This window comes from Candidatus Eisenbacteria bacterium (assembly GCA_026388185.1).
GTDB lineage: Bacteria > Eisenbacteria > RBG-16-71-46 > JAFGJU01 > JAFGJU01 > JAPLKG01.
Map to the genome: position 1 here is coordinate 1 of JAPLKG010000010.1, position 18,938 is coordinate 18,938.

General features: G+C 55.1%; 34 protein-coding genes. All 34 read left to right on the forward strand.

Features of this window, described 5'->3' with window-relative positions:
* On the forward strand, nucleotides 1-141 hold a 141-nt coding region (tuf, locus tag NTX17_05095), incomplete at its 5' end, for an elongation factor Tu (GenBank protein MCX5800746.1).
* A gap of 62 nt (nucleotides 142-203) precedes the next feature.
* Nucleotides 204-512: a 30S ribosomal protein S10 gene (rpsJ, locus tag NTX17_05100; GenBank protein ID MCX5800747.1), complete on the forward strand. Its 309-nt coding sequence runs from the start codon at nucleotides 204-206 to the stop codon at nucleotides 510-512.
* Nucleotides 513-531: 19 nt separating this feature from the next.
* Complete coding sequence (gene rplC / locus NTX17_05105) at nucleotides 532-1,152, forward strand: 50S ribosomal protein L3 (GenBank protein ID MCX5800748.1); 621 nt, start codon at nucleotides 532-534, stop codon at nucleotides 1,150-1,152.
* A 10-nt stretch (nucleotides 1,153-1,162) separates the two neighbouring features.
* Nucleotides 1,163-1,792 carry a 50S ribosomal protein L4 gene (gene rplD, locus NTX17_05110; protein ID MCX5800749.1) on the forward strand — a complete coding sequence of 210 codons (630 nt, stop codon included), beginning with the start codon at nucleotides 1,163-1,165 and terminating at the stop codon, nucleotides 1,790-1,792.
* The gene (gene rplW / locus NTX17_05115) at nucleotides 1,789-2,079 is read left to right on the forward strand and encodes a 50S ribosomal protein L23 (GenBank protein ID MCX5800750.1); all 291 of its coding nucleotides are present in this window, start codon (nucleotides 1,789-1,791) and stop codon (nucleotides 2,077-2,079) included. The genes rplD and rplW overlap by 4 nt, the downstream gene beginning before the upstream one ends.
* A 92-nt stretch (nucleotides 2,080-2,171) precedes the next feature.
* Nucleotides 2,172-2,993 carry a 50S ribosomal protein L2 gene (gene rplB / locus NTX17_05120; GenBank protein ID MCX5800751.1) on the forward strand — a complete coding sequence of 274 codons (822 nt, stop codon included), beginning with the start codon at nucleotides 2,172-2,174 and terminating at the stop codon, nucleotides 2,991-2,993.
* Nucleotides 2,994-3,008: 15 nt separating this feature from the next.
* Nucleotides 3,009-3,296 carry a 30S ribosomal protein S19 gene (gene rpsS / locus NTX17_05125; protein MCX5800752.1) on the forward strand — a complete coding sequence of 96 codons (288 nt, stop codon included), beginning with the start codon at nucleotides 3,009-3,011 and terminating at the stop codon, nucleotides 3,294-3,296.
* Between the two features lie 38 nt (nucleotides 3,297-3,334).
* Entirely contained in the window at nucleotides 3,335-3,691 is a 357-nt protein-coding gene (rplV, locus tag NTX17_05130) for a 50S ribosomal protein L22 (GenBank protein MCX5800753.1), read from the forward strand.
* Between the two features lie 28 nt (nucleotides 3,692-3,719).
* Nucleotides 3,720-4,379: a 30S ribosomal protein S3 gene (rpsC, locus tag NTX17_05135; protein MCX5800754.1), complete on the forward strand. Its 660-nt coding sequence runs from the start codon at nucleotides 3,720-3,722 to the stop codon at nucleotides 4,377-4,379.
* Between the two features lie 10 nt (nucleotides 4,380-4,389).
* Nucleotides 4,390-4,803 carry a 50S ribosomal protein L16 gene (rplP, locus tag NTX17_05140; protein MCX5800755.1) on the forward strand — a complete coding sequence of 138 codons (414 nt, stop codon included), beginning with the start codon at nucleotides 4,390-4,392 and terminating at the stop codon, nucleotides 4,801-4,803.
* 20 nt (nucleotides 4,804-4,823) lie between these two features.
* On the forward strand, nucleotides 4,824-5,051 hold the full coding sequence (rpmC, locus tag NTX17_05145; GenBank protein MCX5800756.1) for a 50S ribosomal protein L29: 228 nt from the start codon (nucleotides 4,824-4,826) through the stop codon (nucleotides 5,049-5,051).
* A gap of 88 nt (nucleotides 5,052-5,139) precedes the next feature.
* The gene (rpsQ, locus tag NTX17_05150; protein MCX5800757.1) at nucleotides 5,140-5,397 is read left to right on the forward strand and encodes a 30S ribosomal protein S17; all 258 of its coding nucleotides are present in this window, start codon (nucleotides 5,140-5,142) and stop codon (nucleotides 5,395-5,397) included.
* A gap of 50 nt (nucleotides 5,398-5,447) precedes the next feature.
* Nucleotides 5,448-5,816, forward strand: a complete 369-nt coding sequence (gene rplN / locus NTX17_05155) for a 50S ribosomal protein L14 (protein ID MCX5800758.1) — start codon at nucleotides 5,448-5,450, stop codon at nucleotides 5,814-5,816.
* 13 nt (nucleotides 5,817-5,829) lie between these two features.
* On the forward strand, nucleotides 5,830-6,156 hold the full coding sequence (rplX, locus tag NTX17_05160; GenBank protein ID MCX5800759.1) for a 50S ribosomal protein L24: 327 nt from the start codon (nucleotides 5,830-5,832) through the stop codon (nucleotides 6,154-6,156).
* Between the two features lie 20 nt (nucleotides 6,157-6,176).
* Nucleotides 6,177-6,722, forward strand: coding sequence for a 50S ribosomal protein L5 (gene rplE / locus NTX17_05165; GenBank protein MCX5800760.1), 546 nt, complete (start codon nucleotides 6,177-6,179; stop codon nucleotides 6,720-6,722).
* A 29-nt stretch (nucleotides 6,723-6,751) separates the two neighbouring features.
* Nucleotides 6,752-6,937: a type Z 30S ribosomal protein S14 gene (locus NTX17_05170; GenBank protein ID MCX5800761.1), complete on the forward strand. Its 186-nt coding sequence runs from the start codon at nucleotides 6,752-6,754 to the stop codon at nucleotides 6,935-6,937.
* Between the two features lie 31 nt (nucleotides 6,938-6,968).
* Nucleotides 6,969-7,367 (forward strand): 30S ribosomal protein S8, encoded by a 399-nt coding sequence (gene rpsH / locus NTX17_05175; GenBank protein MCX5800762.1) that lies wholly within the window; start codon nucleotides 6,969-6,971, stop codon nucleotides 7,365-7,367.
* Between the two features lie 99 nt (nucleotides 7,368-7,466).
* A complete protein-coding gene (gene rplF / locus NTX17_05180; protein ID MCX5800763.1) occupies nucleotides 7,467-8,024 on the forward strand; it encodes a 50S ribosomal protein L6 in 558 nt (185 codons plus the stop codon).
* Nucleotides 8,025-8,071: 47 nt separating this feature from the next.
* Nucleotides 8,072-8,440: a 50S ribosomal protein L18 gene (gene rplR / locus NTX17_05185; protein ID MCX5800764.1), complete on the forward strand. Its 369-nt coding sequence runs from the start codon at nucleotides 8,072-8,074 to the stop codon at nucleotides 8,438-8,440.
* 39 nt (nucleotides 8,441-8,479) lie between these two features.
* Nucleotides 8,480-9,028 (forward strand): 30S ribosomal protein S5, encoded by a 549-nt coding sequence (gene rpsE / locus NTX17_05190; GenBank protein ID MCX5800765.1) that lies wholly within the window; start codon nucleotides 8,480-8,482, stop codon nucleotides 9,026-9,028.
* Between the two features lie 73 nt (nucleotides 9,029-9,101).
* Complete coding sequence (gene rpmD, locus NTX17_05195) at nucleotides 9,102-9,290, forward strand: 50S ribosomal protein L30 (protein MCX5800766.1); 189 nt, start codon at nucleotides 9,102-9,104, stop codon at nucleotides 9,288-9,290.
* Complete coding sequence (gene rplO / locus NTX17_05200; protein MCX5800767.1) at nucleotides 9,287-9,733, forward strand: 50S ribosomal protein L15; 447 nt, start codon at nucleotides 9,287-9,289, stop codon at nucleotides 9,731-9,733. Before rpmD ends, rplO begins: the two co-directional genes overlap by 4 nt.
* Nucleotides 9,733-11,046: a preprotein translocase subunit SecY gene (gene secY / locus NTX17_05205; protein MCX5800768.1), complete on the forward strand. Its 1,314-nt coding sequence runs from the start codon at nucleotides 9,733-9,735 to the stop codon at nucleotides 11,044-11,046. Before rplO ends, secY begins: the two co-directional genes overlap by 1 nt.
* A gap of 4 nt (nucleotides 11,047-11,050) precedes the next feature.
* On the forward strand, nucleotides 11,051-11,794 hold the full coding sequence (locus NTX17_05210) for an adenylate kinase (protein ID MCX5800769.1): 744 nt from the start codon (nucleotides 11,051-11,053) through the stop codon (nucleotides 11,792-11,794).
* On the forward strand, nucleotides 11,721-12,491 hold the full coding sequence (map, locus tag NTX17_05215; protein MCX5800770.1) for a type I methionyl aminopeptidase: 771 nt from the start codon (nucleotides 11,721-11,723) through the stop codon (nucleotides 12,489-12,491). The genes NTX17_05210 and map overlap by 74 nt, the downstream gene beginning before the upstream one ends.
* Before the next feature lie 6 nt (nucleotides 12,492-12,497).
* Nucleotides 12,498-12,716 carry a translation initiation factor IF-1 gene (infA, locus tag NTX17_05220; protein MCX5800771.1) on the forward strand — a complete coding sequence of 73 codons (219 nt, stop codon included), beginning with the start codon at nucleotides 12,498-12,500 and terminating at the stop codon, nucleotides 12,714-12,716.
* Nucleotides 12,717-12,804: 88 nt separating this feature from the next.
* A complete protein-coding gene (gene rpmJ, locus NTX17_05225) occupies nucleotides 12,805-12,918 on the forward strand; it encodes a 50S ribosomal protein L36 (GenBank protein ID MCX5800772.1) in 114 nt (37 codons plus the stop codon).
* A 29-nt stretch (nucleotides 12,919-12,947) separates the two neighbouring features.
* Nucleotides 12,948-13,367, forward strand: coding sequence for a 30S ribosomal protein S13 (rpsM, locus tag NTX17_05230; GenBank protein MCX5800773.1), 420 nt, complete (start codon nucleotides 12,948-12,950; stop codon nucleotides 13,365-13,367).
* 3 nt (nucleotides 13,368-13,370) lie between these two features.
* Nucleotides 13,371-13,760, forward strand: coding sequence for a 30S ribosomal protein S11 (gene rpsK / locus NTX17_05235; protein ID MCX5800774.1), 390 nt, complete (start codon nucleotides 13,371-13,373; stop codon nucleotides 13,758-13,760).
* Between the two features lie 119 nt (nucleotides 13,761-13,879).
* Complete coding sequence (rpsD, locus tag NTX17_05240; GenBank protein ID MCX5800775.1) at nucleotides 13,880-14,509, forward strand: 30S ribosomal protein S4; 630 nt, start codon at nucleotides 13,880-13,882, stop codon at nucleotides 14,507-14,509.
* Between the two features lie 29 nt (nucleotides 14,510-14,538).
* A complete protein-coding gene (locus tag NTX17_05245; protein ID MCX5800776.1) occupies nucleotides 14,539-15,537 on the forward strand; it encodes a DNA-directed RNA polymerase subunit alpha in 999 nt (332 codons plus the stop codon).
* Nucleotides 15,538-15,550: 13 nt separating this feature from the next.
* Nucleotides 15,551-16,102, forward strand: coding sequence for a 50S ribosomal protein L17 (gene rplQ, locus NTX17_05250; GenBank protein ID MCX5800777.1), 552 nt, complete (start codon nucleotides 15,551-15,553; stop codon nucleotides 16,100-16,102).
* Nucleotides 16,083-17,405: a family 10 glycosylhydrolase gene (locus NTX17_05255; protein ID MCX5800778.1), complete on the forward strand. Its 1,323-nt coding sequence runs from the start codon at nucleotides 16,083-16,085 to the stop codon at nucleotides 17,403-17,405. Before rplQ ends, NTX17_05255 begins: the two co-directional genes overlap by 20 nt.
* Before the next feature lie 125 nt (nucleotides 17,406-17,530).
* Nucleotides 17,531-18,913: an FAD-binding protein gene (locus NTX17_05260; protein MCX5800779.1), complete on the forward strand. Its 1,383-nt coding sequence runs from the start codon at nucleotides 17,531-17,533 to the stop codon at nucleotides 18,911-18,913.
* The last annotated feature ends 25 nt before the right edge of the window (nucleotides 18,914-18,938 follow it).

The following is an 18,938-nucleotide window of genomic DNA, read 5'->3' on the forward strand; positions in this document are numbered from 1 at the left end:
GAGATGGTGATGCCTGGTGACAACGTGACGGTGGAGATAGAGTTGTTAACGCCGATCGCGTTGGAGAAGGAGTTGCGGTTTGCGATAAGGGAGGGCGGGCGCACTGTAGGAGCGGGCGTCGTCGCAGAAATACTAGACTGATGTCCATCACGACGCTTGCCAAGTGACGCCTCAAGAAATCGCGACATAGTTGAGGAGGAGAAGTGGCGACTCAAAGAATTCGGATAAAGCTGCGTTCCTACGATCATGCGATGCTGGATCAGTCCGCCGGCCAGATAGTGCAGACCGCGAAGAGAACTGGCGCGACGATCTCCGGCCCGGTGCCGCTTCCTACAAGGAGGACGGTCTACACGGTCCTGAGGTCTCCGCATGTGGACAAGAAATCCAGAGAGCAGTTTGAGATCAGGGTCCACAAGAGGCTGATCGACATAGTTCGCTCGACACCTCAGACCATCGATGCCTTGATGAAGCTGGACTTGCCGGTCGGCGTGGACATTGAGATAAAGCTGTAGGAAAAGCGGAGGAGTGACAATGCCAGGACTTATCGGAAAGAAACTGGGGATGACGCAGGTCTTTGATGAGACCGGTAAGGTTATGCCGGTGAGCGTCATTCAGGCTGGCCCATGTCCCGTGATTCAGAGGAAGACCTCCGGCAGGGAAGGATATGACGCGGTCCAGTTAGGCTTCATCGATGCGCGGGAGAAGCGCACTACAAAACCGCTGCAGGGCCATTTCAAGAAGATCGGTGTTTCTCCAAAGAAGATCTTGAGGGAGTTCAGGGTTCCCGACGAGAAGGGCCACGAAGCAGGAAGCACGATCAACGTAGAGATGTTTGAGGCCGGCACGAAGGTGAGCATAACTGGAACTTCAAAAGGTAAGGGTTTTCAAGGCGTGATAAAGCGCTGCGGATATTCCGGAGGCGACGCCACTCACGGCTGCACCACTCACAGGATGCCTGGTTCGATCGGAGCCAGCGCGTGGCCGTCGCGAGTGAGAAAGAACGTCGGTCTTCCTGGAAGAATGGGCGGCGAAAGGGTCACAGTCAAGAACCTGATCGTCGTCGGAGTCGACAAGGAACGCAATCTCCTCTGGGTCAAGGGTTGTGTGCCCGGAGGTCCGAACGGCTACGTGGAAATAAGGAAGAGTTCTTAGGAGAAGGTAGATGATTTCGGCAAAGGTGTTTTCGACTGAGGGTGAAGAAAGAGGCGCGGCCGAGCTTCCCGAGTATCTCTTTGGCGCGGCGGTGAACGAGCACGTGCTCTACGAAGCCGTCAGGAGCTATCTTGCGTGCCAGAGACAGGGCACGGCGTCGACTAAGTCCAAGGGCGAAGTCAGCGGAAGCGGGCGCAAACCGTGGCGACAGAAGGGTACCGGTCGGGCAAGGGCGGGTGACAACACTTCCCCGCTCTGGGTCAGAGGCGGCTGTGTGTTTGGCCCCAAGCCGCGCGACTACGGCTACGAGTTGCCGAAGAAACTCAAGAGACTGGCTTTGAAGTCCGCCCTCACGATGAAGGCCAAAGAGGAAGCCGTCATGGTCGTCGAGCCGCCCTCGACGGGCGAACCCAAGACGCGGGAAATGGCAAAGTATTTCGCGAAGCTTGGCGTGGCCGGCAAGAAATGCCTTCTCGTTACAGCCTCGCCTGACGAGAATTTGCTGAGGTCCACACGAAACATTCCGTACGTGAGTACGATTCTCTCCAGTCAACTCAACGCGTACGCTCTTCTGCATTGTGATAGGCTACTTCTCACGCCTGACGCTCTCCAGAAAATGAAGGAGGTTTTCTCGAAATGATTGAGCCCAGACAGATTGTCAGGAGAGCGCTCGTCACCGAGAAGGGCACACAGATTCGTGAGGCGGCAAATCAGTACCTGTTTGAGGTGGATCCGAGGGCCAACAAACTTCAGATAAAGAAGGCGATAGAGACGATCTTCTCGGTGAAGGTTGAGAACGTAAGAACCGTGAGAATGAAGGGAAAGACAAAACGACTTGGCGCGCACGTTGGGAGACGGCCGCATTGGAAGAAGGCCATCGTTACGCTGAAGAAAGGTCAGACCATAGAGCTCTTCGAACAAGTATAGGTACAAGCACGGGTTGACCGAGCTCGCGGGCTCGGTCCTGAGGAGCTGGGCATTATCACTGGCGCATCGGTAGAAGAGATAGGTGAAAGGTAATGGGAATCAGGAAATTTAGGCCTATTACGCCGGCGTCGAGATACAAGACGCTTCCCGACTTCAAGGAAATCACGAAAACAGAGCCAGAGAAGAGTCTTGTGGAGTCTCTGCGCAGCAGAGGCGGACGAGACAACAAGGGTCATATCTCTTGCCGGCACCAGGGCGGCGGCCACAGAAGACGCTACCGAATCATCGATTTCAAGAGAAACAAGGACGACGTTCCGGCCAAGGTAGCCGCGATCGAATACGATCCAAATCGCTCGGCGAGGATTGCGCTCCTTCATTACGCTGACGGCGAGAAGCGTTACATCGTGGCGCCCTGCAGCTTGGCCGTCGGAGACACCATTGTTTCCGGTCGAAGCGCGGATATCAAGGCGGGTAATGCTCTTCCGTTGCGGAACGTTCCTCTCGGAACTCAAGTTCACAACGTCGAGCTTATTCCCGGCAGGGGCGCGCAGCTTGCGCGCGGTGCAGGTAGCTTCTGCCAGGTCCTGGCGAAGGAAGGCGACTACGTACAGTTGAGGCTTCCCTCCGGAGAAGTTCGCATGGTTCATCTCAACGCGCGCTGCACAATCGGCCAGGTGGGCAACATCGAGCACGAGAATATTGTCGTGGGCAAGGCCGGTAAGAGTCGCTGGCTTGGTATCAGACCTTCCGTGCGCGGCGTTGCAATGAATCCCGTCGACCATCCGATGGGTGGAGGAGAAGGAAAGAGTTCGGGCGGCAGGCATCCGTGTTCGCCTTGGGGTAAGCCCACCAAGGGATTTAAGACGAGAAAGAAGAAGCTTTCGGACAAACTCATCTTGAAGAGAAAGAAATAGGTTGGAGGAACCGCGATGGCACGCTCGATAAAGAAGGGTCCATACATAGACGAGAAACTTCTCAAGAAGATTCAGCTACTGAACGCCGCTGATGAAAGAAGGGTCATACGAACATGGGCCAGGCGTTCGACAATAGTGCCTGAATTCGTGGGGCATACTCTGGCCGTTCACAACGGCAACAAGTTCATTCCAATCTACATCTCGGAGAACATGGTTGGGCACAAGCTGGGGGAATTCGCCCCCTCAAGGATCTTCAGGGGCCACGGTGTTCACGTGGAGAAACCCGTACCTCCTTTGAAATAGGGGGAGCAGCGAGAAAAAGGTAGCGACGGAGGTTTGCTTTGGACGCAAAAGCAACGGCACGGTTTGTGAGAGTCACGCCGCGGAAAGTAAACCAAGTGTGCCACCTCATCAGGGGAAGACACGTTGATGAGGCCCTGCACGTACTGCAATTCACCCACAAGATTGGTGCGCGGGTTGTAGAGAAGGTGCTCAAGTCCGCGGTCTCTAATGCGGTCAACATCGAGGGAAAGATTGACGTCGATACGTTGATGATAAAGGAGATACGTGTTGGTCCAGGCCCCACCATGAAGCGCTTCATACCTAGAGCGCAGGGCAGGGCCACCCCGATACTGAAAAGAACGAGCCACGTGACGGTGATTGTCACAACAGGCGAATCAAAGCCTGGAGCAAAGTAGTCGCGGCTCTTGACAAAGGAGAGACGAATTGGGACAGAAGACTAACCCTATCGGGTTGAGACTCGGGATAATAAAAACGTGGGATTCGCGTTGGTTCGCTCAAAAAGGTTTTGCCGAGCTTCTTCAGGAAGACATCATGCTCCGGCGATACCTGAAGACACGTCTCTATCAAGCTGGTATCTCCAAGATCATTATTCAAAGAGCTGCCGGGAAGGCAACCGTTACAATCCGGACTGCGAGACCCGGTCTCGTTATTGGAAGAAGGGGCGCACAGGTTGATCTTGTCAAGGATGAACTGCAGCATCTCACGAAGAAAGAGGTTCTGCTGAACATAGAAGAGGTGAAGAAGCCTGACGTGGACGCACAGCTCGTGGCGGAACACATCGCCAGGCAGCTCGAGCAGCGGGTTTCCTTCCGGCGGGCCATGAAGAGAGCCATAACGTCGGCCATGCGGCAGGGAGCCGAGGGTGTAAAGATACTCTGTTCGGGAAGACTGGGCGGGGCTGAAATGGCGCGCCACGAGGGTTACAAAGAGGGAAGAGTGCCGCTGCATACTCTGCGAGCCGACATAGACTACGCAACGGCCACGGCTCATACAACGTACGGTTGTGTCGGCGTCAAAGTCTGGATTTTCCACGGCGAGGTTCTGGACAAGGCGGCCGCCAAGCGCGAGCAAGCAAGCGAATGAGGTTCGTGTTATGTTAATGCCCAAGAGAGTCAAGTATCGCAAGCAGCAGAGAGGAAGAATGAGGGGTAAGGCATACAGCGGGGCAGACGTGCACTTTGGTGAGTTCGGTCTGAAGGCGCTTGAACCCGCGTGGGTTTCCAACAAGCAAATCGAGGCCGCCAGGGTGGCCATAACCAGGAAGATAAAGAGAGGCGGGAAGATATGGATTCGCATTTTCCCGGACAAGCCCGTGACCGTAAAGCCGGCCGAGACCAGAATGGGTAAGGGCAAGGGCAATCCGGAATTCTGGGTCGCCGTCATCAAGCCCGGGAGAGTACTCTTTGAGCTGCAGGGCATCCCCGAACAGTTGGCGAGAGATGCGTTCAAGCTTGGAGCCTCGAAGCTTCCCGTGCGGACAAGATTCGTTCTGAGAAAGGAGTTCTGACATAGACGATGGCGAAGCAACTGAAGCCGCGGCAAATACGTGAAATGACCCTGTCGGAGATCAATGCCAAGCTCGTCGAGCTGGAAGAGGAACTTTTCAGTCTCCGCTTCCGGAACGCAATGAAGCAACTCGACGATCCCCTCAGGATTCGCATAATCAAGCGCGAGGTCGCCAGGCTCAAGACTGTTCTGAGGGAACAGAAGCTCGGTATCAGAAAAATAGGTTCCGAGTCGAGCCAGGCGGGGTAGAAGACTCCGCGTGTGGGAGCGCAGACCAGCGCCGTCGATACGAGAGCGACCGGTATTGTTTTACGCAGCAGTTAGCAAAAGGTGAGAAATGGAAGAGAGAGCCAAAAGAAAAGCTAGGATGGGGAGAGTAGTAAGTCGCAGCGGCGACAAGTCGATCGTCATCGAGATGCAGCGACTCATGAAACATCCGGTCTACGGAAAGTACATTCGTAGAAGGAAGAAGCTTCATGTTCACGACGAGAAGAACGAATGCCAGGTGGGAGATACAGTGCGCGTCGCGGAGACTCGCCCCTTGAGCAAGCTGAAGAGATGGAGATTCATAGAGATCGTTGAGAAGGCCCGGTAGCGAAGGATGACACAGAAACTGCATAAGGACTGCGTAAGGAATTCTGAAAAATGATTCAGCCACGATCAATACTCACAATTTCTGACAACACCGGCGCTAGAATCGCACGGTGTATCAAAATCCTCGGCGGCACGAGGAGAAGATACGGACGTATAGGCGACGTGATCGTAGTGTCGATCAGAGATGCCATGCCGGGCGGTACGGTCAAGAAGGGTGATGTAGCAAGGGCCGTCATCATTCGTACGGTCAAGGAAGTGAGGAGAAAGGACGGCTCCTACATCAGGTTTGACCAGAATGCGGCAGTACTGATAGATGACCAGAAGGAGCCAAGGGGGACAAGGATCTTCGGGCCCGTTGCAAGAGAATTGAGAGACAAAGAGTTCATGAAGATAGTGTCTCTCGCACCCGAGGTCATCTAGCACGGAGTGAAACATGAAGATTGCCAAGAATGACGTTGTCGTAGTGATTGCGGGTGACGACAAGGGTAAGACTGGAAAGGTGTTGAAGGTTTTCCCGAGCAAATCCCGCATCATAGTCGAGAAAGTGAATTTCGTGAAGAGACACACTCGGCCTACACGTTCGCGAGTCCAGGGCGGGATTCTTGAGAAAGAAGCTCCCATGAACGTCTCGGACGTGATGCTTCTGTGTCCCAAGTGCGACGTGGGCGTGAGAGTCGGTCACAAGGAGTTGAGTGACGGTTCCAGGGTCCGTGTATGTAGAAAATGCGGTGAGATGATTCCGCGACCTGAAGCGCGTTGAAAGGTTCAATGGAGTAAGAGATGGTTCCCAGGCTAAAAACGAAATATGAGAAAGAGGTCGTTCCTCTTCTCATGAAGAAATTCGGCTACAAGAACAAGATGCAGGTCCCGAAGCTTGTGAAGATAGTCATCAACATGGGGGTCGGCGACAGCCTTGTCAACATTAAGCTCTTGGACGCTGCAGTCGCAGATCTGACGACCATCACGGGGCAGAAGCCGACCGTCAGACGCGCCAAGAAGTCAATCGCAAACTTCAAGTTGCGCGCCGGAGTTCCGATCGGATGCGCCGTGACCCTGAGGGGCGCACGGATGTACGAGCTCTATGACAGGTTCGTGAACGTTGCCGTGCCTCGAATCCGCGATTTTCGGGGTCTTTCGCCCAAGTCTTTCGACGGCAGGGGGAACTACACGATCGGATTGACGGAGCAGATCATTTTTCCCGAGATAAATTATGACAAGGTTGAGAAGATAAGAGGTATGGATGTGACAATAGTCACTTCCGCCCGGACGAACGAAGAAGCGTTCGAACTTCTCAAGTTAATGAATATGCCTTTCAGGCAGAAGTAGGCCATGGTTGGGCTCGTCAAGGAGGTTCAGTGGCTAAGAAGTCTCTAGTGGAGAAATGGAAAAGGGAACCCAAGTTCAAGGTCAGAAAATATAATCGTTGCCATCGTTGTGGAAGACCGCGCGCGTACTTGCGGCAGTTCGGTCTCTGCCGCATATGCTTCCGGGAGCTTGCCCTTCAGGGACAGATCCCCGGTGTAGTCAAATCGAGCTGGTAACAGTAGTTGGTGTTGAGCGGAGGCAAATTACATGTCTGTGTCCGATCCCATTGCCGACATGCTAACGTGTATCAGGAACGCATGCAAGGCCAAGCACAAGAAAGTGGATGTGCCTTCTTCGAGCTTGAAGATTGAATTGGCGAAGGTGCTTCTCAGGGAGAAGTTCGTAAACAACTTCAAGACGATTGACGACAGAAGGCAGGGCGTACTGCGCATATACCTCAAGTATGACCCGCAGAACAGAAGCGTCATCACCGGTATAAGGCGAGTGAGTACGTCGGGTCGCAGGATTTACGTTGACAAGGAGCACGTACCACGCGTGCTTGGAGGGATGGGAACCGCAGTGCTCTCGACCTCCAGTGGAATTCTCACAGACAAGGAGGCTCGCGCTCGGGGCGTGGGGGGAGAAGTTCTCTGCCACCTATGGTAGAGAACGCCCTCGTTGTGAAGTCCAGCGCACTTGGCGCACGCGCGGCTGCGGGACTTGATATAGTTGTTCGGGAGCTTTGCTCCGGGAGGTTCTGAGTATATGTCAAGAATCGGCAAAATGCGCATACCGATTCCAGCCGGTGTGAGTGTCGGACTATCCGGTGATGAAGTGAGGGTCGCGGGTCCCAAGGGAGAGCTCGCGAGCAAGATTCCTGCGGGTATCTCGGTGGCCATGGAGGGTGACTGCGTTAGGGTAGTGCCCGACACGGATACGACGGATCCTCACGTCAGAGCCCTTCACGGCATGGTTAGAGCGGTGGTTTCGAATCTGGTGACGGGTGTCAGCACTGGTTTCCGCAAGGTTCTGGAAATTGTCGGTACCGGCTACAGGGCCCAGATGGAAGGCAAGAAGCTCATTCTGCATCTTGGATTTTCAAAACCTGTCGAGTACGTCGCTCCGGATGGAATACAGATCTCGGTGGAGTCTCCGACTCGCATAGTCGTGGGAGGCATCGACAAGGTTCTCGTTGGGCAGGTGGCGGCCGACATCAGGGCTTTCAGGGGCCCCGAGCCTTACAAGGGCAAGGGAATACGCTACGAAGGTGAGTACGTGCGCAAGAAGGCTGGCAAGGCTGCAGTTGGGGCGGCCGGTGGTTAGAACTCGAGAGCGAGGTAAATACCTGGTTTTGTTTCAGGGAACATGCGATGAGAACAAGAACATCCAAGAGAGTATTAAGCAGAAATAAGAGACATTCTAGGGTCAGAAAGAGTGTGTTGGGCACGGCCGAGAGACCGAGACTTTCCGTTTTCCGGGGTCTGAGACACATTTTTGCCCAGCTCGTTGATGATTCCTCGGGTCGAACTCTGGTCTCGGCCTCTAGTATCTCAAAGGAAACGCGCGCTACGGTCCGTGGGAAGAAGAAGGACGTCAGCAAGGCCGTCGGCCTCCTGCTGGCGCAGAAGGCCAAGGCCGCGGGCATTGAGACAGTGACATTTGACAGAGGAGGCTACCTCTATCACGGTAGAGTGAAGGCTCTCGCCGAGGGGGCGAGAGAAGGTGGCCTGAAGTTCTGATTCTGCAAGAAGTGACGGCTGGAATAAAAGGAGGAATTCTTGGCTAACGCAGAGGCTGAAAGAACTGAACTCGTTGAGAAAGTCATCCACGTCAACCGCGTGGCTAAGGTGGTAAAAGGAGGTCGCCGATTCGGGTTCAACGCACTGGTGGCAGTTGGTGATCAGAAGGGAAACGTGGGCATAGGGTTGGGGAAGGCAAACGAGGTAGCAGACGCGATCAAGAAAGGCAGCGAAGCGGCAAAGAAGGCCTTTTTCTTGGTTCCCACCGTGAAGGGAACCATTCCGCACGAAGTGATCGGCCACTTCGGCTCCTGCCGTGTGCTCTTGAAGCCGGCTTCACCTGGGACTGGGATAGTCGCCGGAGGCGTGGTCAGAGCGATTCTTGATTCCGCCGGTGTCCGGGACATTCTCTCCAAGTGCTTGAGTTCGAGCAATCCGCACAACGTGGCCAAGGCCACCATGCACGCTCTCCAACACTTGAGGACAGCGAGGGAGATCGCCGCCGCCAGGGGCAAGACAGTGGCTGAGCTTTTTGGCATGACAGAGGCCAGGAGCGAGTCCGTAGAATCGGACACGATCCTTAAGTAGGAAACGCGAGCAGGTGACGCGAGCGTTTCCGGATATCCGCATAGCAGAGGTTGGAAGGTAGAGGCTAGAAGCGATGGCAAAGAAGCTCAAGATTACGCAGATACGTAGCGGCATCGGAATGAAGGACGTCCAGTGCGTGACGGTGCGTACCCTGGGTATCAGAAGACTCCATCAAACGGTTGTTCACAATGACACACCTCAGATTCGAGGGATGATTGCGAAGGTATGCCATCTCGTCCGTGTCGAGGAGATAGAGGAATGAACAAGCTTACCCAACTGCGCCCCCAAGCCGGCGCACGCAAGAAGAGAAAGAGACTGGGTTACGGCGATGCCTCCGGACATGGTGGCACCTCCACGAAGGGTCACAAGGGGCAGAAGGCGCGTTCGGGCGGAAAGATCCCCGCCTGGTTTGAGGGTGGACAGATGCCTCTGCAGAGAAGATTACCCAAGAGGGGTTTCACAAACATCTTCAAGATCGAGTACCAGGTCGTTAATCTCGCCGGGCTGTCGAAGCTGGAAACAGGAGTCGAAGTGACGCCGGAGACCCTGTATGAGAGGCGCCTCGTTCGCAATCGCACGAGGCCGATCAAGATACTTGGTACTGGAGAGATTTCTATTCCGCTCAAGGTCAAGGTACACGCAGTCAGCAAGACAGCCAGAGAAAAACTTGAACGGGCAGGCGGCTCGGTGGAGCTTATTGACTAATGTTTGACAAATTCCAGAGCATATTCAGGATTCCCGAACTGAAGCGGAGGATCCTTTTTACGATAATGATTCTCATTGTCTACCGTTTGGGGGGACACGTTCCGACGCCCGGAGTCAACGGATCGGCGCTGGCCGCGTTTTTCCAGGGCAAGGAAAGGACGCTCTTTGGTCTGTACGACATGTTTGTCGGAGGCTCTCTAAAGAATTGCACGATCTTTGCAATGGGTATAATGCCCTACATCAACGCTTCCATCATCCTGCAACTACTCGGCGCGGTCATTCCCTATTTCCAGAAGCTTCAGAAGGAAGGCGAAGAGGGAAGGAAGAAGATCACGCAGTACACGAGATACGGGACGGTCTTTCTGGGGATGATACAGGCCTACGGAATAAGCATTTTCGTGGAGTCTTTGAGAAGCGAACTGGGCGCCGTTGTCCCGTACCCGGGCTTGAGCTTCAGACTCCTCACGATGATAACGCTCACGTGCGGAACGGTGTTCGTGATGTGGTTGGGAGAACAGATCACGGATCGCGGAATCGGAAACGGTATTTCGCTGATCATTTTCATCGGCATCGTGGCTCGTTTCCCGAATGACGTGCTAAATACCGTGCGTGCGGTGAGTGGCGGTGCGCTGGAACTGTTCAGCATAGTTTGGCTGATGGTCCTCATCATCGGCGTCATCGCGGCCGTGATAGTTATGACGCAGGGCATGCGGAAGATCCCGGTCCAATACGCGAAGAGGGTCGTCGGGCGGAAAATGTATGGCGGGCAGAATACTCACATTCCGCTGCGCGTCAACAGCGCCGGCGTCATTCCCATCATTTTCGCTCAGTCCCTGATAATGTTTCCCGGAACGCTTGCCACCTTCGTGAGAGACAACGCGACCATGGACAGACTGACCACGTTTTTCGCGCCGGGATCGTGGTCTTACTCTATGATCTACGGACTGGTCATCGTTTTCTTCACCTATTTCTATACGGCGATCATTCTGAATCCTACCGATCTCGCAGACAACATCCAGAAGTACGGCGGTTTCGTGCCGGGAATCCGAGCGGGGAGGAAGACTGCCGAATACATCGACAGAGTGCTGATGAGGATAACGCTCCCGGGCGCCATCTTCCTTGCGCTCGTCGCAATTCTGCCGGACGTGTTGATTCACGAATTTCACGTGCCTTTCTATTTTGGCGGCACTTCGATATTGATCGTGGTTGGGGTTGCCCTGGACACGCTTCAACAGATTGAATCACACCTTCTGATGAGGCATTACGAAGGATTCATGAAGAGGGGAAAGATCAAGGGAAGAAGGTTCTACTGATCCCATGCGAATAGTGCTTCTGGGTCCGCCGGGATCTGGAAAGGGAACCCAGGCCAGGTTGCTCAAGGACCATTACGGGATTCTCCAGATCTCAACGGGGGACATCTTTCGAAGGGCAATCGCCGAGAGAACGCCTCTGGGTGTCGAGGCCGAGAAATATGTCTCCACGGGTGCGCTCGTTCCTGATGATTTGACAATAGAGCTTGTAAGGAACAGGTTGCAGCAGAAGGACACTGCAAGAGGTTTTGTCCTCGATGGCTTTCCCAGGACGATTCCTCAGGCCAAGGGGATCGATGAGATATTCGAGGAGTTCGGTTGGGAGCTTGACGCCGTAGTTTACATAGACGTGCCTGACGACGTTCTTCTGGAACGCCTCGTTCACAGGCAAACCTGCCCGTCTTGCGGGATGATGTACCACCGGGACAGCAGGCCTCCTGTTGATGAGGGAACGTGCGACGAGTGCCGTACACCGCTGGAGGTGCGCGAAGACGACAACGAGGAGACTTTCAAGAAGCGGTTGGCCGTGTACTTCTCTCTGACGTCGCCGCTTGTCGACCACTACAGGCACGAGTCACGGCTCCTCGACATAGACGGTTCGGGCGGGGTAGAGGAAGTCTTTGAAAACATAAGCGCTGCGCTCGACGACAGACACAGGAGTTCGAGAAAGCGGACACATGATAAGTCTAAAGACGCCGGATCAGGTCGCCAAGATAAGGGAGAGTTGCATAATAGTCGCCGAGACCCTTGAGGCCATAGGACGAATCATTGAGCCCGGCATCACAACCAGCGAATTGGATCGTTGGGTGGTGGATTTCATAAAGTCCAGAGGGGCCGTGCCGGCTTTCAAGGGTTACAGGGGCTTCCCTGCGAATGCGTGCGTTTCTGTCAACGAGGAGGTCGTGCACGGGATTCCAGGCGACAGAACGTTGCTTGAGGGGGACATTGTGAGCGTTGACGTTGGAGCGAAAAAGAACGGTTACTTTGGAGACGGGGCGGCGACTTTTCCTGTGGGCGAGATTTCTGACGAAGCGCAACGTCTCATGGAAGTCACCGAGCTTGCCCTGATGAAGGGCATTGAGCGAGCAGTCGTGGGGAACCATCTCGGAGATGTGTCCCACGCGATTCAGAACTGCGTTGAAGGCGCAGGTTTTTCAGTCGTGAGGGATCTGGTCGGACACGGCATCGGAATTCAGATGCACGAAGACCCACAGGTCCCGAATTATGGGAGTGTAGGTTTCGGCCCGCTGCTAGTCGAAGGGATGGTTCTTGCAATAGAGCCAATGGTCACTGCCGGAGGTTGGGAGGTACAGACCCTCGCTGACAATTGGACAGTGGTCACGAAGGATGGGTCTCTTGCGGCTCACTTCGAGCACACCGTGGCTATATGCGATGAAGGGGTCGAGATCTTGACTCAACCGGGCTCGAGAGCCCTGAGGAGGTCGTAGACTTAGGTGGCAAAGGAAGAGGGCATACAGGTGGAAGGCACCGTAGTTGAACCGCTTCCTAACGCTATGTTTAGGGTCGAGCTGGAAAACGGGCACTTGGTTCTGGCCCACATCTCGGGCAAAATGCGAATGCATTTCATAAGAATTCTGCCCGGCGACAAGGTAACGGTGGAATTGTCTCCTTACGACCTGAGCAGGGGGAGAATAATCTACAGATACAAGTGAGGGGTTGGGGCCAGCCGGCGGCGTGACAGGATTCGGGAACGTGGACAGCAATTGCGCGTGGTCGTGCTCCACCCGGGGAGTGGTGAACATGAAGGTCAGAGCATCGGTCAAGAGAATCTGCGAGCACTGCAAGATCGTGCGCCGGAAAGGCGTCGTGCGCGTGCTCTGCAAGGATCCGAGGCACAAACAAAGGCAAAAATAGCGCCAAAGCAAGAGAGAAGGTGATACAAGTTGGCACGAATTGCAGGAGTTGATTTACCTGCTGAAAAGAGAATCGAAGTTGCTCTCACATACATTTACGGTATTGGTGTTTCCTCGGCCAGGAAGATTATCAAGGCTACCGGTGTGAATCCCGACATTCGCGTCAAGAATCTGTCGGAAGAAGATACGGGCAGGCTCAGAACCGAGATAGAGACTAGGTACAAGATCGAAGGAGCCCTCCGCAGCGAAGTCGGCATGAACATAAAGAGGCTAATGGACATCGGGACCTACAGAGGTTTGCGGCACAGGAAGGGTTTGCCTGTCAGGGGGCAGAGAACCAAAACGAACGCCAGAACGCGGAAAGGTCCCAAGAAGACTGCGGGCGCCCGCAGGTCAAGGGCCGTGACAACGACGAAACCGGCTCCGAGACCTGTGGCAAAGGAGGCATGAGAGGTGGCAGTAGAAGAGAAGAAACCGAAGAAGAAGGAGCAGCGTGTTGCGCCCAATGGAGTCGCGCACATTCAGGCCAGCTTCAACAATACTATCGTGACCATCACGGACACAGATGGACGCGTGATTTGCTGGTCAAGTGCGGGGAAAGTCGGTTTCAAGGGGTCTAGGAAGAGTACACCCTTTGCGGCACAGGTGGCTGCGGAGGCTTCCGCGAGAGAGGCCTTGAGCCACGGCATGAGAAGAGTAGAGGTGTGGGTCAAAGGGCCCGGTTCAGGCCGAGAAGCTGCCATTCGCTCGATACAAGCTGCCGGTCTAGAAGTGACAGCAATAAGAGACGTAACACCGATCCCTCACGACGGTTGTCGTCCGCCGAAGAGACGGAGAGTTTAGATTTCGGAAGCCTTCTGTCCTCTCTCGGCGGGCGACTCCGACGAGACAGAGGGCCGTTGTAATCACACGGAGGTTTTCTTCCGCGAGGCGTTGTGTTTAGAGAACAGGTGGTGCGATAGATGGCAAGAAACAGAGACGCGAAATGCAAGCAGTGTAGACGTGAGGGAACCAAGCTTTTCTTGAAGGGCGATCGCTGCGTGACCGACAAGTGCGCCTATGAACGCAGGGGTTACGCTCCCGGTGAACATGGCAGGGAGCGGAGGCTGCGTTTGACAGACTATGGGGTGCAGCTCAGGGAGAAGCAGAAGGCCAGGCGCATATACGGAATAATGGAGAAGCAATTCAGGAACTATTTTCTTTCCGCTGAGAGGAAGAAAGGAATCACCGGAGCAACCTTGCTGCAAATGCTTGAATGCAGGCTCGACAACCTGGTATTTAGGCTCGGTTTCGCACCATCGAGACAGTCTGCCAGGCAGCTCGTCAAGCACGGTCATTTCGTAGTGAACCGGAGAAAGGTGAACGTGCCTTCGTTTCAGGTGACACCCGGAAGTGAAATCTCCGTCAGAGAGAAAAGCCGCGAGCTTTTGGTCATAAAGAGCTCCGTCGAGATGAGCCAGGGCAGGGAGATGCCTTCCTGGCTTCAGATAGATCGTGAGAGCTTCTCAGGCAGGCTCCTTGAGATTCCATCAAGAGAGTTGATACCTGTTCCGGTTCAGGAGCAGCTCATAGTTGGGCTTTACTCCAAGTAAGCGTACTGAAATGTCAGGGGGTCTATGATATGAAGTGGAAAAGCCTCCAGATGCCGAAGAAGATCGAGCTCGATGAAAAGACAGCCAGCGACACGTACGGCAAGTTCACAATCGAGCCTCTGGAGCGTGGGTTCGGCCTCACAATTGGCAATGCGCTTCGACGCGTGCTGCTTTCCTCGCTGCCGGGCGCTGCCATCACAGCCGTGAAAATCGATGGCGCGCTCCATGAGTTCTCAACGCTTCGCGGGGTGCTCGAGGACACGGCGGAGATTATTCTCAATCTGAAACAAGTCCGCTTTACGTTGGCGTCAGACAGCATCAAGCGAGGCCTGTTTGAGGCGAAGGGGACATGCGAGATAGTTGCGGGCGATCTCAAGGTCGATGGCGACGTGAAGATCCTCAATCCCGACCTTCACATCGCAACGCTCAATAAGGACGGGGAACTGAAAGTAGAAGTCGAAATCAGCGGCGGAAGAGGTTACGTGCCTGCCGAGAATCAGCCGGGCGGTGACAGGGCAATCGGCATAATCCCCATCGACGCTCTCTTCAGCCCGGTAACCAACGTGACCTACCGTGTCGAGAGCGCGAGAGTGGGACAGCGAATAGACTTTGATCGGCTCATCCTCGAGGCCTGGACCGACGGCAGCGTCGTCCCGTGTGATGCGCTCTCTGTTGCCGGAAGGATCCTCAAAGACCATTTCGGCCTGTTCGTCCACTTTGAGGAAGAAGTAATCGTAGAGGAAGAAGAAACAGACAAGGAGACGGAGAGAGTAAAGCACCTGCTGCAGAAGAGTGTTGATGAGCTTGAGCTTTCGGTTCGCTCCGGCAACTGCCTCAGAGCGGCTCAGATAAGAACTCTCGGAGAGCTCGTGCAGAAGAGTGAGCCGGAAATGCTGAAGTATCGGAACTTCGGGCGCAAGTCCCTCAAGGAGATCCTGGATATTCTTGAATCAATGGGTTTGCGCTTCGGCATGGACGTGAGCAAGTTCAAGCTGGCTGAGGCAGAGCAGCACGAAAAATTGGAGTGAGGGAGACAATCTCATGCGACATAACAGGGACAAAAGGAAACTCAGTCGGACGCACGAACATAGGAGAGCCTTGCTGCGTAACATGACCACGGCTCTCTTTGAGCATGAGAGGATTGAGACGACCATAGCCAAGGCCAAGGAAACCAGGAGAGTCGCGGAGCACATGATAACTTTCGCGAAAAAAGGTGACCTCAATTCGCGGAGAATTGTTGCGAGCTATCTGATGAGCGCACAGATCGTCAAGAAACTCTTCGGGACGATCGCGCCCTGGTACACGAACCGCAATGGGGGCTACACCAGAATCATCAGGTTGAGAAGGAGGCTGGGAGACGGCGGCGAGATCGGCATTCTGGAGCTCGTTAAGTCCAAGGAGCTCGCGGAAGAGGACAAGAAGAAGAGACTCGAAAAGAGAGAGGCAAAGGTAAAGGCAAAAGAGGACCGACGCAAGCGCGAGGAGGAAAAAGCGCCCCCCGAAGAGAAAGTAGACGCCGAGGAAGCTCAGGCCAGGAAGAAGGCTGGAGCTGAAGAAGCTTCTGAGGAAAAGCGTGAGAAGAAGGGGAAATAGCAGCGGAGAAGGTTCCGGAAGCGCCGAGTGCGCAACCAGAGTCGCCAGGGACAAAGACAAAATCGCCGCGAGAATGAAAGGCCAGGCCATGTTGCTTGGCCTTGTTCTGTTTGTTGCGCAGATTTCGACCCTGTTCCTCGCGCCGGCGTTCGCAACTCTCGAGCCTCGCGACGCGTCAACGGTCGGGGCCGCACGCCCGACTCTCGAAGTCAGGGCGCTGTGGGTTCTCCGAAACACGCTCGTCTCCAGGGTCGAAATCGACCGCATGCTGCGACAGGCGAAGGACGCCGGATTCAACCTGCTTTTCGTCCAGGTTCGTGGAAGAGGGGACGCGTTCTACAACTCGTCGATCGAACCGAGGGCGGAACTTCTCGCCGATCGGCAATTCGATCCGCTAGCGTACCTGCTTACTCAAGCTCACAGAAGCGACTTCGCGGTTCACCTGTGGCTCAACGCGTTTCTTGTGTGGTCTGCTCCCTGGAAACCCACGAACACAGAACACGTGATGCTATCTCATCCTGACTGGGTGGCCGTTCGTTCTGACGGAAGACCACTCTCTGAGCTGTCGAGGGAAGAGGTCGAATCCATGGGAATTGAAGGTGTTTTTCTCGCGCCGGGCAACCCGGGCGTTCGCGAACACATCAGAGCCGTCGTCAGAGAGCTCGTGCAAAACTACGACGTGGACGGCGTGCATCTTGATTACGTCAGATATCCTGACATGGCGGTGGGTTACGACAGGGGAACTAGGACTGAATTCATGCGTTGCTACGGGGTGGATCCCGATCGAATCGCAAACAACAGAGAAGCCATGGCTGAGCTGTTTGGGAAACGGGGGCTACAGGATCTGGAAGGACTCTGGAAGAAATGGCGGGTTTCCAGTGTAGATGCTCTGGTGGATTCCGTGCGTTGTGACTTGAAGTCTGTGGCCCCGAGAGTGAAACTCTCGGCGGCCGTAGTAGCAGACCCGCGATCCGCGCTCGGACGATACGCCCAGGACTGGCCGGCGTGGTTGGAGCGCGGCACGCTGGATTTTGCCGTTCCCATGTGCTATTCGGCTTCCACGGGGTTCGTCCGAAACCAAGTGCGCACGATAAAGGACCTGGTCGGAGAAAGCAGGTTCTATCCCGGCATCGCGATGTACAACCAGTCTCCCGGAAGAGTCGTAGAGAAAGTGAGAGTCCTGAGACAAATGGGAATCAAGGGGTTCTCCATGTTTTGTTATGATCCCGAGCGCTCCAGAAGCTCGGTGCTGAGAGAGCTTTCGAGAACCGTCTTCGCAGATGCGGCCGTGCCGTGGCCGTGAGACGGATTTCGGTCCGGCGAGAAGAGCCCGCGAGTGGGGCCAACACAGGCATGTTTGCACAGAAGTATGGTGGCCGGTCCCAAGAGTTGTGGGTGAAGGCGTGACGGCTGACGCCGAGGTGGGGAATGGAGGAAAGAGTAACAAACAGACTCCGCGAAATCGTGGGGCCCGAGTGTGTGCTCACGTCGGCAGAAGAGCTTCGCTGTCATTCTTGTGATGCCACAGGGAAGAGCGCACTGCCCGAAGTGGTGGTGCGTCCGGAGAGAGTGGAGCAGGTGTCAGCCATTGCGCGGTTCTGCACGGAAGAGGGCATCCCGCTCACGCCGAGAGGGGCAGGCACCGGTCTTTCCGGAGGAGCCGTCCCCGCAGGTGGAGGGGTGAGTCTCTCGCTCACTCGAATGAACAAGATCAGAGAGATTGTTCCCGAGGACCTCTATGTTGTCGTCGAGGCCGGAGCCGTCACGGAGGAGCTCCAGAGAGCGGTCGAGGCGGCATCGCTTTTCTATCCTCCCGATCCTGCCAGTCGCAGAAGTTCAACAATCGGCGGTAACATAGGCACGGCGGCCCGCGGCCTTAGATGTCTCAAGTATGGCGTCACAAAGAACTACCTGATGGGCCTCGAAATCGTGTTGCCGACCGGAGACGTCATGAAGACCGGAGCGAGGACGTTCAAGAGCGTGGCCGGCTATGACCTGACAAGACTGATGTGTGGCTCCGGGGGGACACTGGCCATTGTCACTTCGGCGACGCTCAAGCTTATCCCGCTGCCCGAGCACAGAGTGACGGTCCTCGCCGCGTTTGCGACGTTGGAGAAGGCGGCGGAGGCTTCTCGCAATGTGATTTCATGCGGGCTCACCCCTTCCGTCCTGGAAATCATGGATTCTCTCGCGGTCGAAGCCATGTCGAGAGACACCGCTCTTTCTCGCGGGGCACGGGGTTGTTCGCTGATTTTGGCCGAAACAGACGGTTTCAGGGAGGCCGCGGAGACGGAGGCGGATCGAGTAGCAAAGGCGTGCGCCGACTCCGGCGCGACGTTTGTAGAGAAGAGCGCCGAGCAATGGGAGAGAGAAGGGCTGTGGGAGGCGAGAAGGAGTGTTCTGACAGCGCTTGCGAAGCTTAACCCTGTGACCATTCTCGAGAACGTCACGGTGCCCAGGACCCTTATCGTCGAGATGATACGTTCGATCGCAGAGATAAGCCGAAAGCACGAACTTGTCATTGCCACGTTCGGGCATGCGGGCGACGGAAACCTTCATCCTACGATCCTCGTGGACGCCCCGATTTCCGAAATGGCTTCGAAGATCGAACGGGCAGTGGTGGAGATTTCTGAGAAGGCACTTTCGCTCGGCGGGGGGCTTTCTAGCGAACACGTGATCGGAATAGAAGAGGGCAGGTGTTTTGGGTGCGAGATCGAAGCTCCCGCCTCCGAGATCGTGAAACGACTCAAGGATGCGTTCGATCCCAGGGGAATTCTAAATCCCGGAAAGCTACTTTGCGTTGGACGATGAGTGTGCGTTTCGGCGTTAGGGTCTG

Excerpts from the sequence above, each read along its gene's own strand:
- rplR (MCX5800764.1), top strand. The coding sequence starts at position 8,072 with ATGAGAACAAGAACATCCAAGAGAGTATTAAGCAGAAATAAGAGACAT.
- NTX17_05260 (MCX5800779.1), top strand. The coding sequence starts at position 17,531 with ATGGAGGAAAGAGTAACAAACAGACTCCGCGAAATCGTGGGGCCCGAG.
- rplO (MCX5800767.1), top strand. The coding sequence starts at position 9,287 with ATGAACAAGCTTACCCAACTGCGCCCCCAAGCCGGCGCACGCAAGAAG.
- rplN (MCX5800758.1), top strand. The coding sequence starts at position 5,448 with ATGATTCAGCCACGATCAATACTCACAATTTCTGACAACACCGGCGCT.
- rplQ (MCX5800777.1), top strand. The coding sequence starts at position 15,551 with ATGCGACATAACAGGGACAAAAGGAAACTCAGTCGGACGCACGAACAT.
- rplC (MCX5800748.1), top strand. The coding sequence starts at position 532 with ATGCCAGGACTTATCGGAAAGAAACTGGGGATGACGCAGGTCTTTGAT.
- rpmD (MCX5800766.1), top strand. The coding sequence starts at position 9,102 with ATGGCAAAGAAGCTCAAGATTACGCAGATACGTAGCGGCATCGGAATG.
- NTX17_05245 (MCX5800776.1), top strand. The coding sequence starts at position 14,539 with ATGAAGTGGAAAAGCCTCCAGATGCCGAAGAAGATCGAGCTCGATGAA.
- rpsQ (MCX5800757.1), top strand. The coding sequence starts at position 5,140 with ATGGAAGAGAGAGCCAAAAGAAAAGCTAGGATGGGGAGAGTAGTAAGT.
- rpsH (MCX5800762.1), top strand. The coding sequence starts at position 6,969 with ATGTCTGTGTCCGATCCCATTGCCGACATGCTAACGTGTATCAGGAAC.
- rplD (MCX5800749.1), top strand. The coding sequence starts at position 1,163 with ATGATTTCGGCAAAGGTGTTTTCGACTGAGGGTGAAGAAAGAGGCGCG.
- rplX (MCX5800759.1), top strand. The coding sequence starts at position 5,830 with ATGAAGATTGCCAAGAATGACGTTGTCGTAGTGATTGCGGGTGACGAC.
- rplF (MCX5800763.1), top strand. The coding sequence starts at position 7,467 with ATGTCAAGAATCGGCAAAATGCGCATACCGATTCCAGCCGGTGTGAGT.
- NTX17_05210 (MCX5800769.1), top strand. The coding sequence starts at position 11,051 with ATGCGAATAGTGCTTCTGGGTCCGCCGGGATCTGGAAAGGGAACCCAG.
- map (MCX5800770.1), top strand. The coding sequence starts at position 11,721 with ATGATAAGTCTAAAGACGCCGGATCAGGTCGCCAAGATAAGGGAGAGT.
- rplB (MCX5800751.1), top strand. The coding sequence starts at position 2,172 with ATGGGAATCAGGAAATTTAGGCCTATTACGCCGGCGTCGAGATACAAG.
- rplE (MCX5800760.1), top strand. The coding sequence starts at position 6,177 with ATGGTTCCCAGGCTAAAAACGAAATATGAGAAAGAGGTCGTTCCTCTT.
- rplP (MCX5800755.1), top strand. The coding sequence starts at position 4,390 with ATGTTAATGCCCAAGAGAGTCAAGTATCGCAAGCAGCAGAGAGGAAGA.
- rpsS (MCX5800752.1), top strand. The coding sequence starts at position 3,009 with ATGGCACGCTCGATAAAGAAGGGTCCATACATAGACGAGAAACTTCTC.
- rpsD (MCX5800775.1), top strand. The coding sequence starts at position 13,880 with ATGGCAAGAAACAGAGACGCGAAATGCAAGCAGTGTAGACGTGAGGGA.
- rpmJ (MCX5800772.1), top strand. The coding sequence starts at position 12,805 with ATGAAGGTCAGAGCATCGGTCAAGAGAATCTGCGAGCACTGCAAGATC.
- secY (MCX5800768.1), top strand. The coding sequence starts at position 9,733 with ATGTTTGACAAATTCCAGAGCATATTCAGGATTCCCGAACTGAAGCGG.
- rplW (MCX5800750.1), top strand. The coding sequence starts at position 1,789 with ATGATTGAGCCCAGACAGATTGTCAGGAGAGCGCTCGTCACCGAGAAG.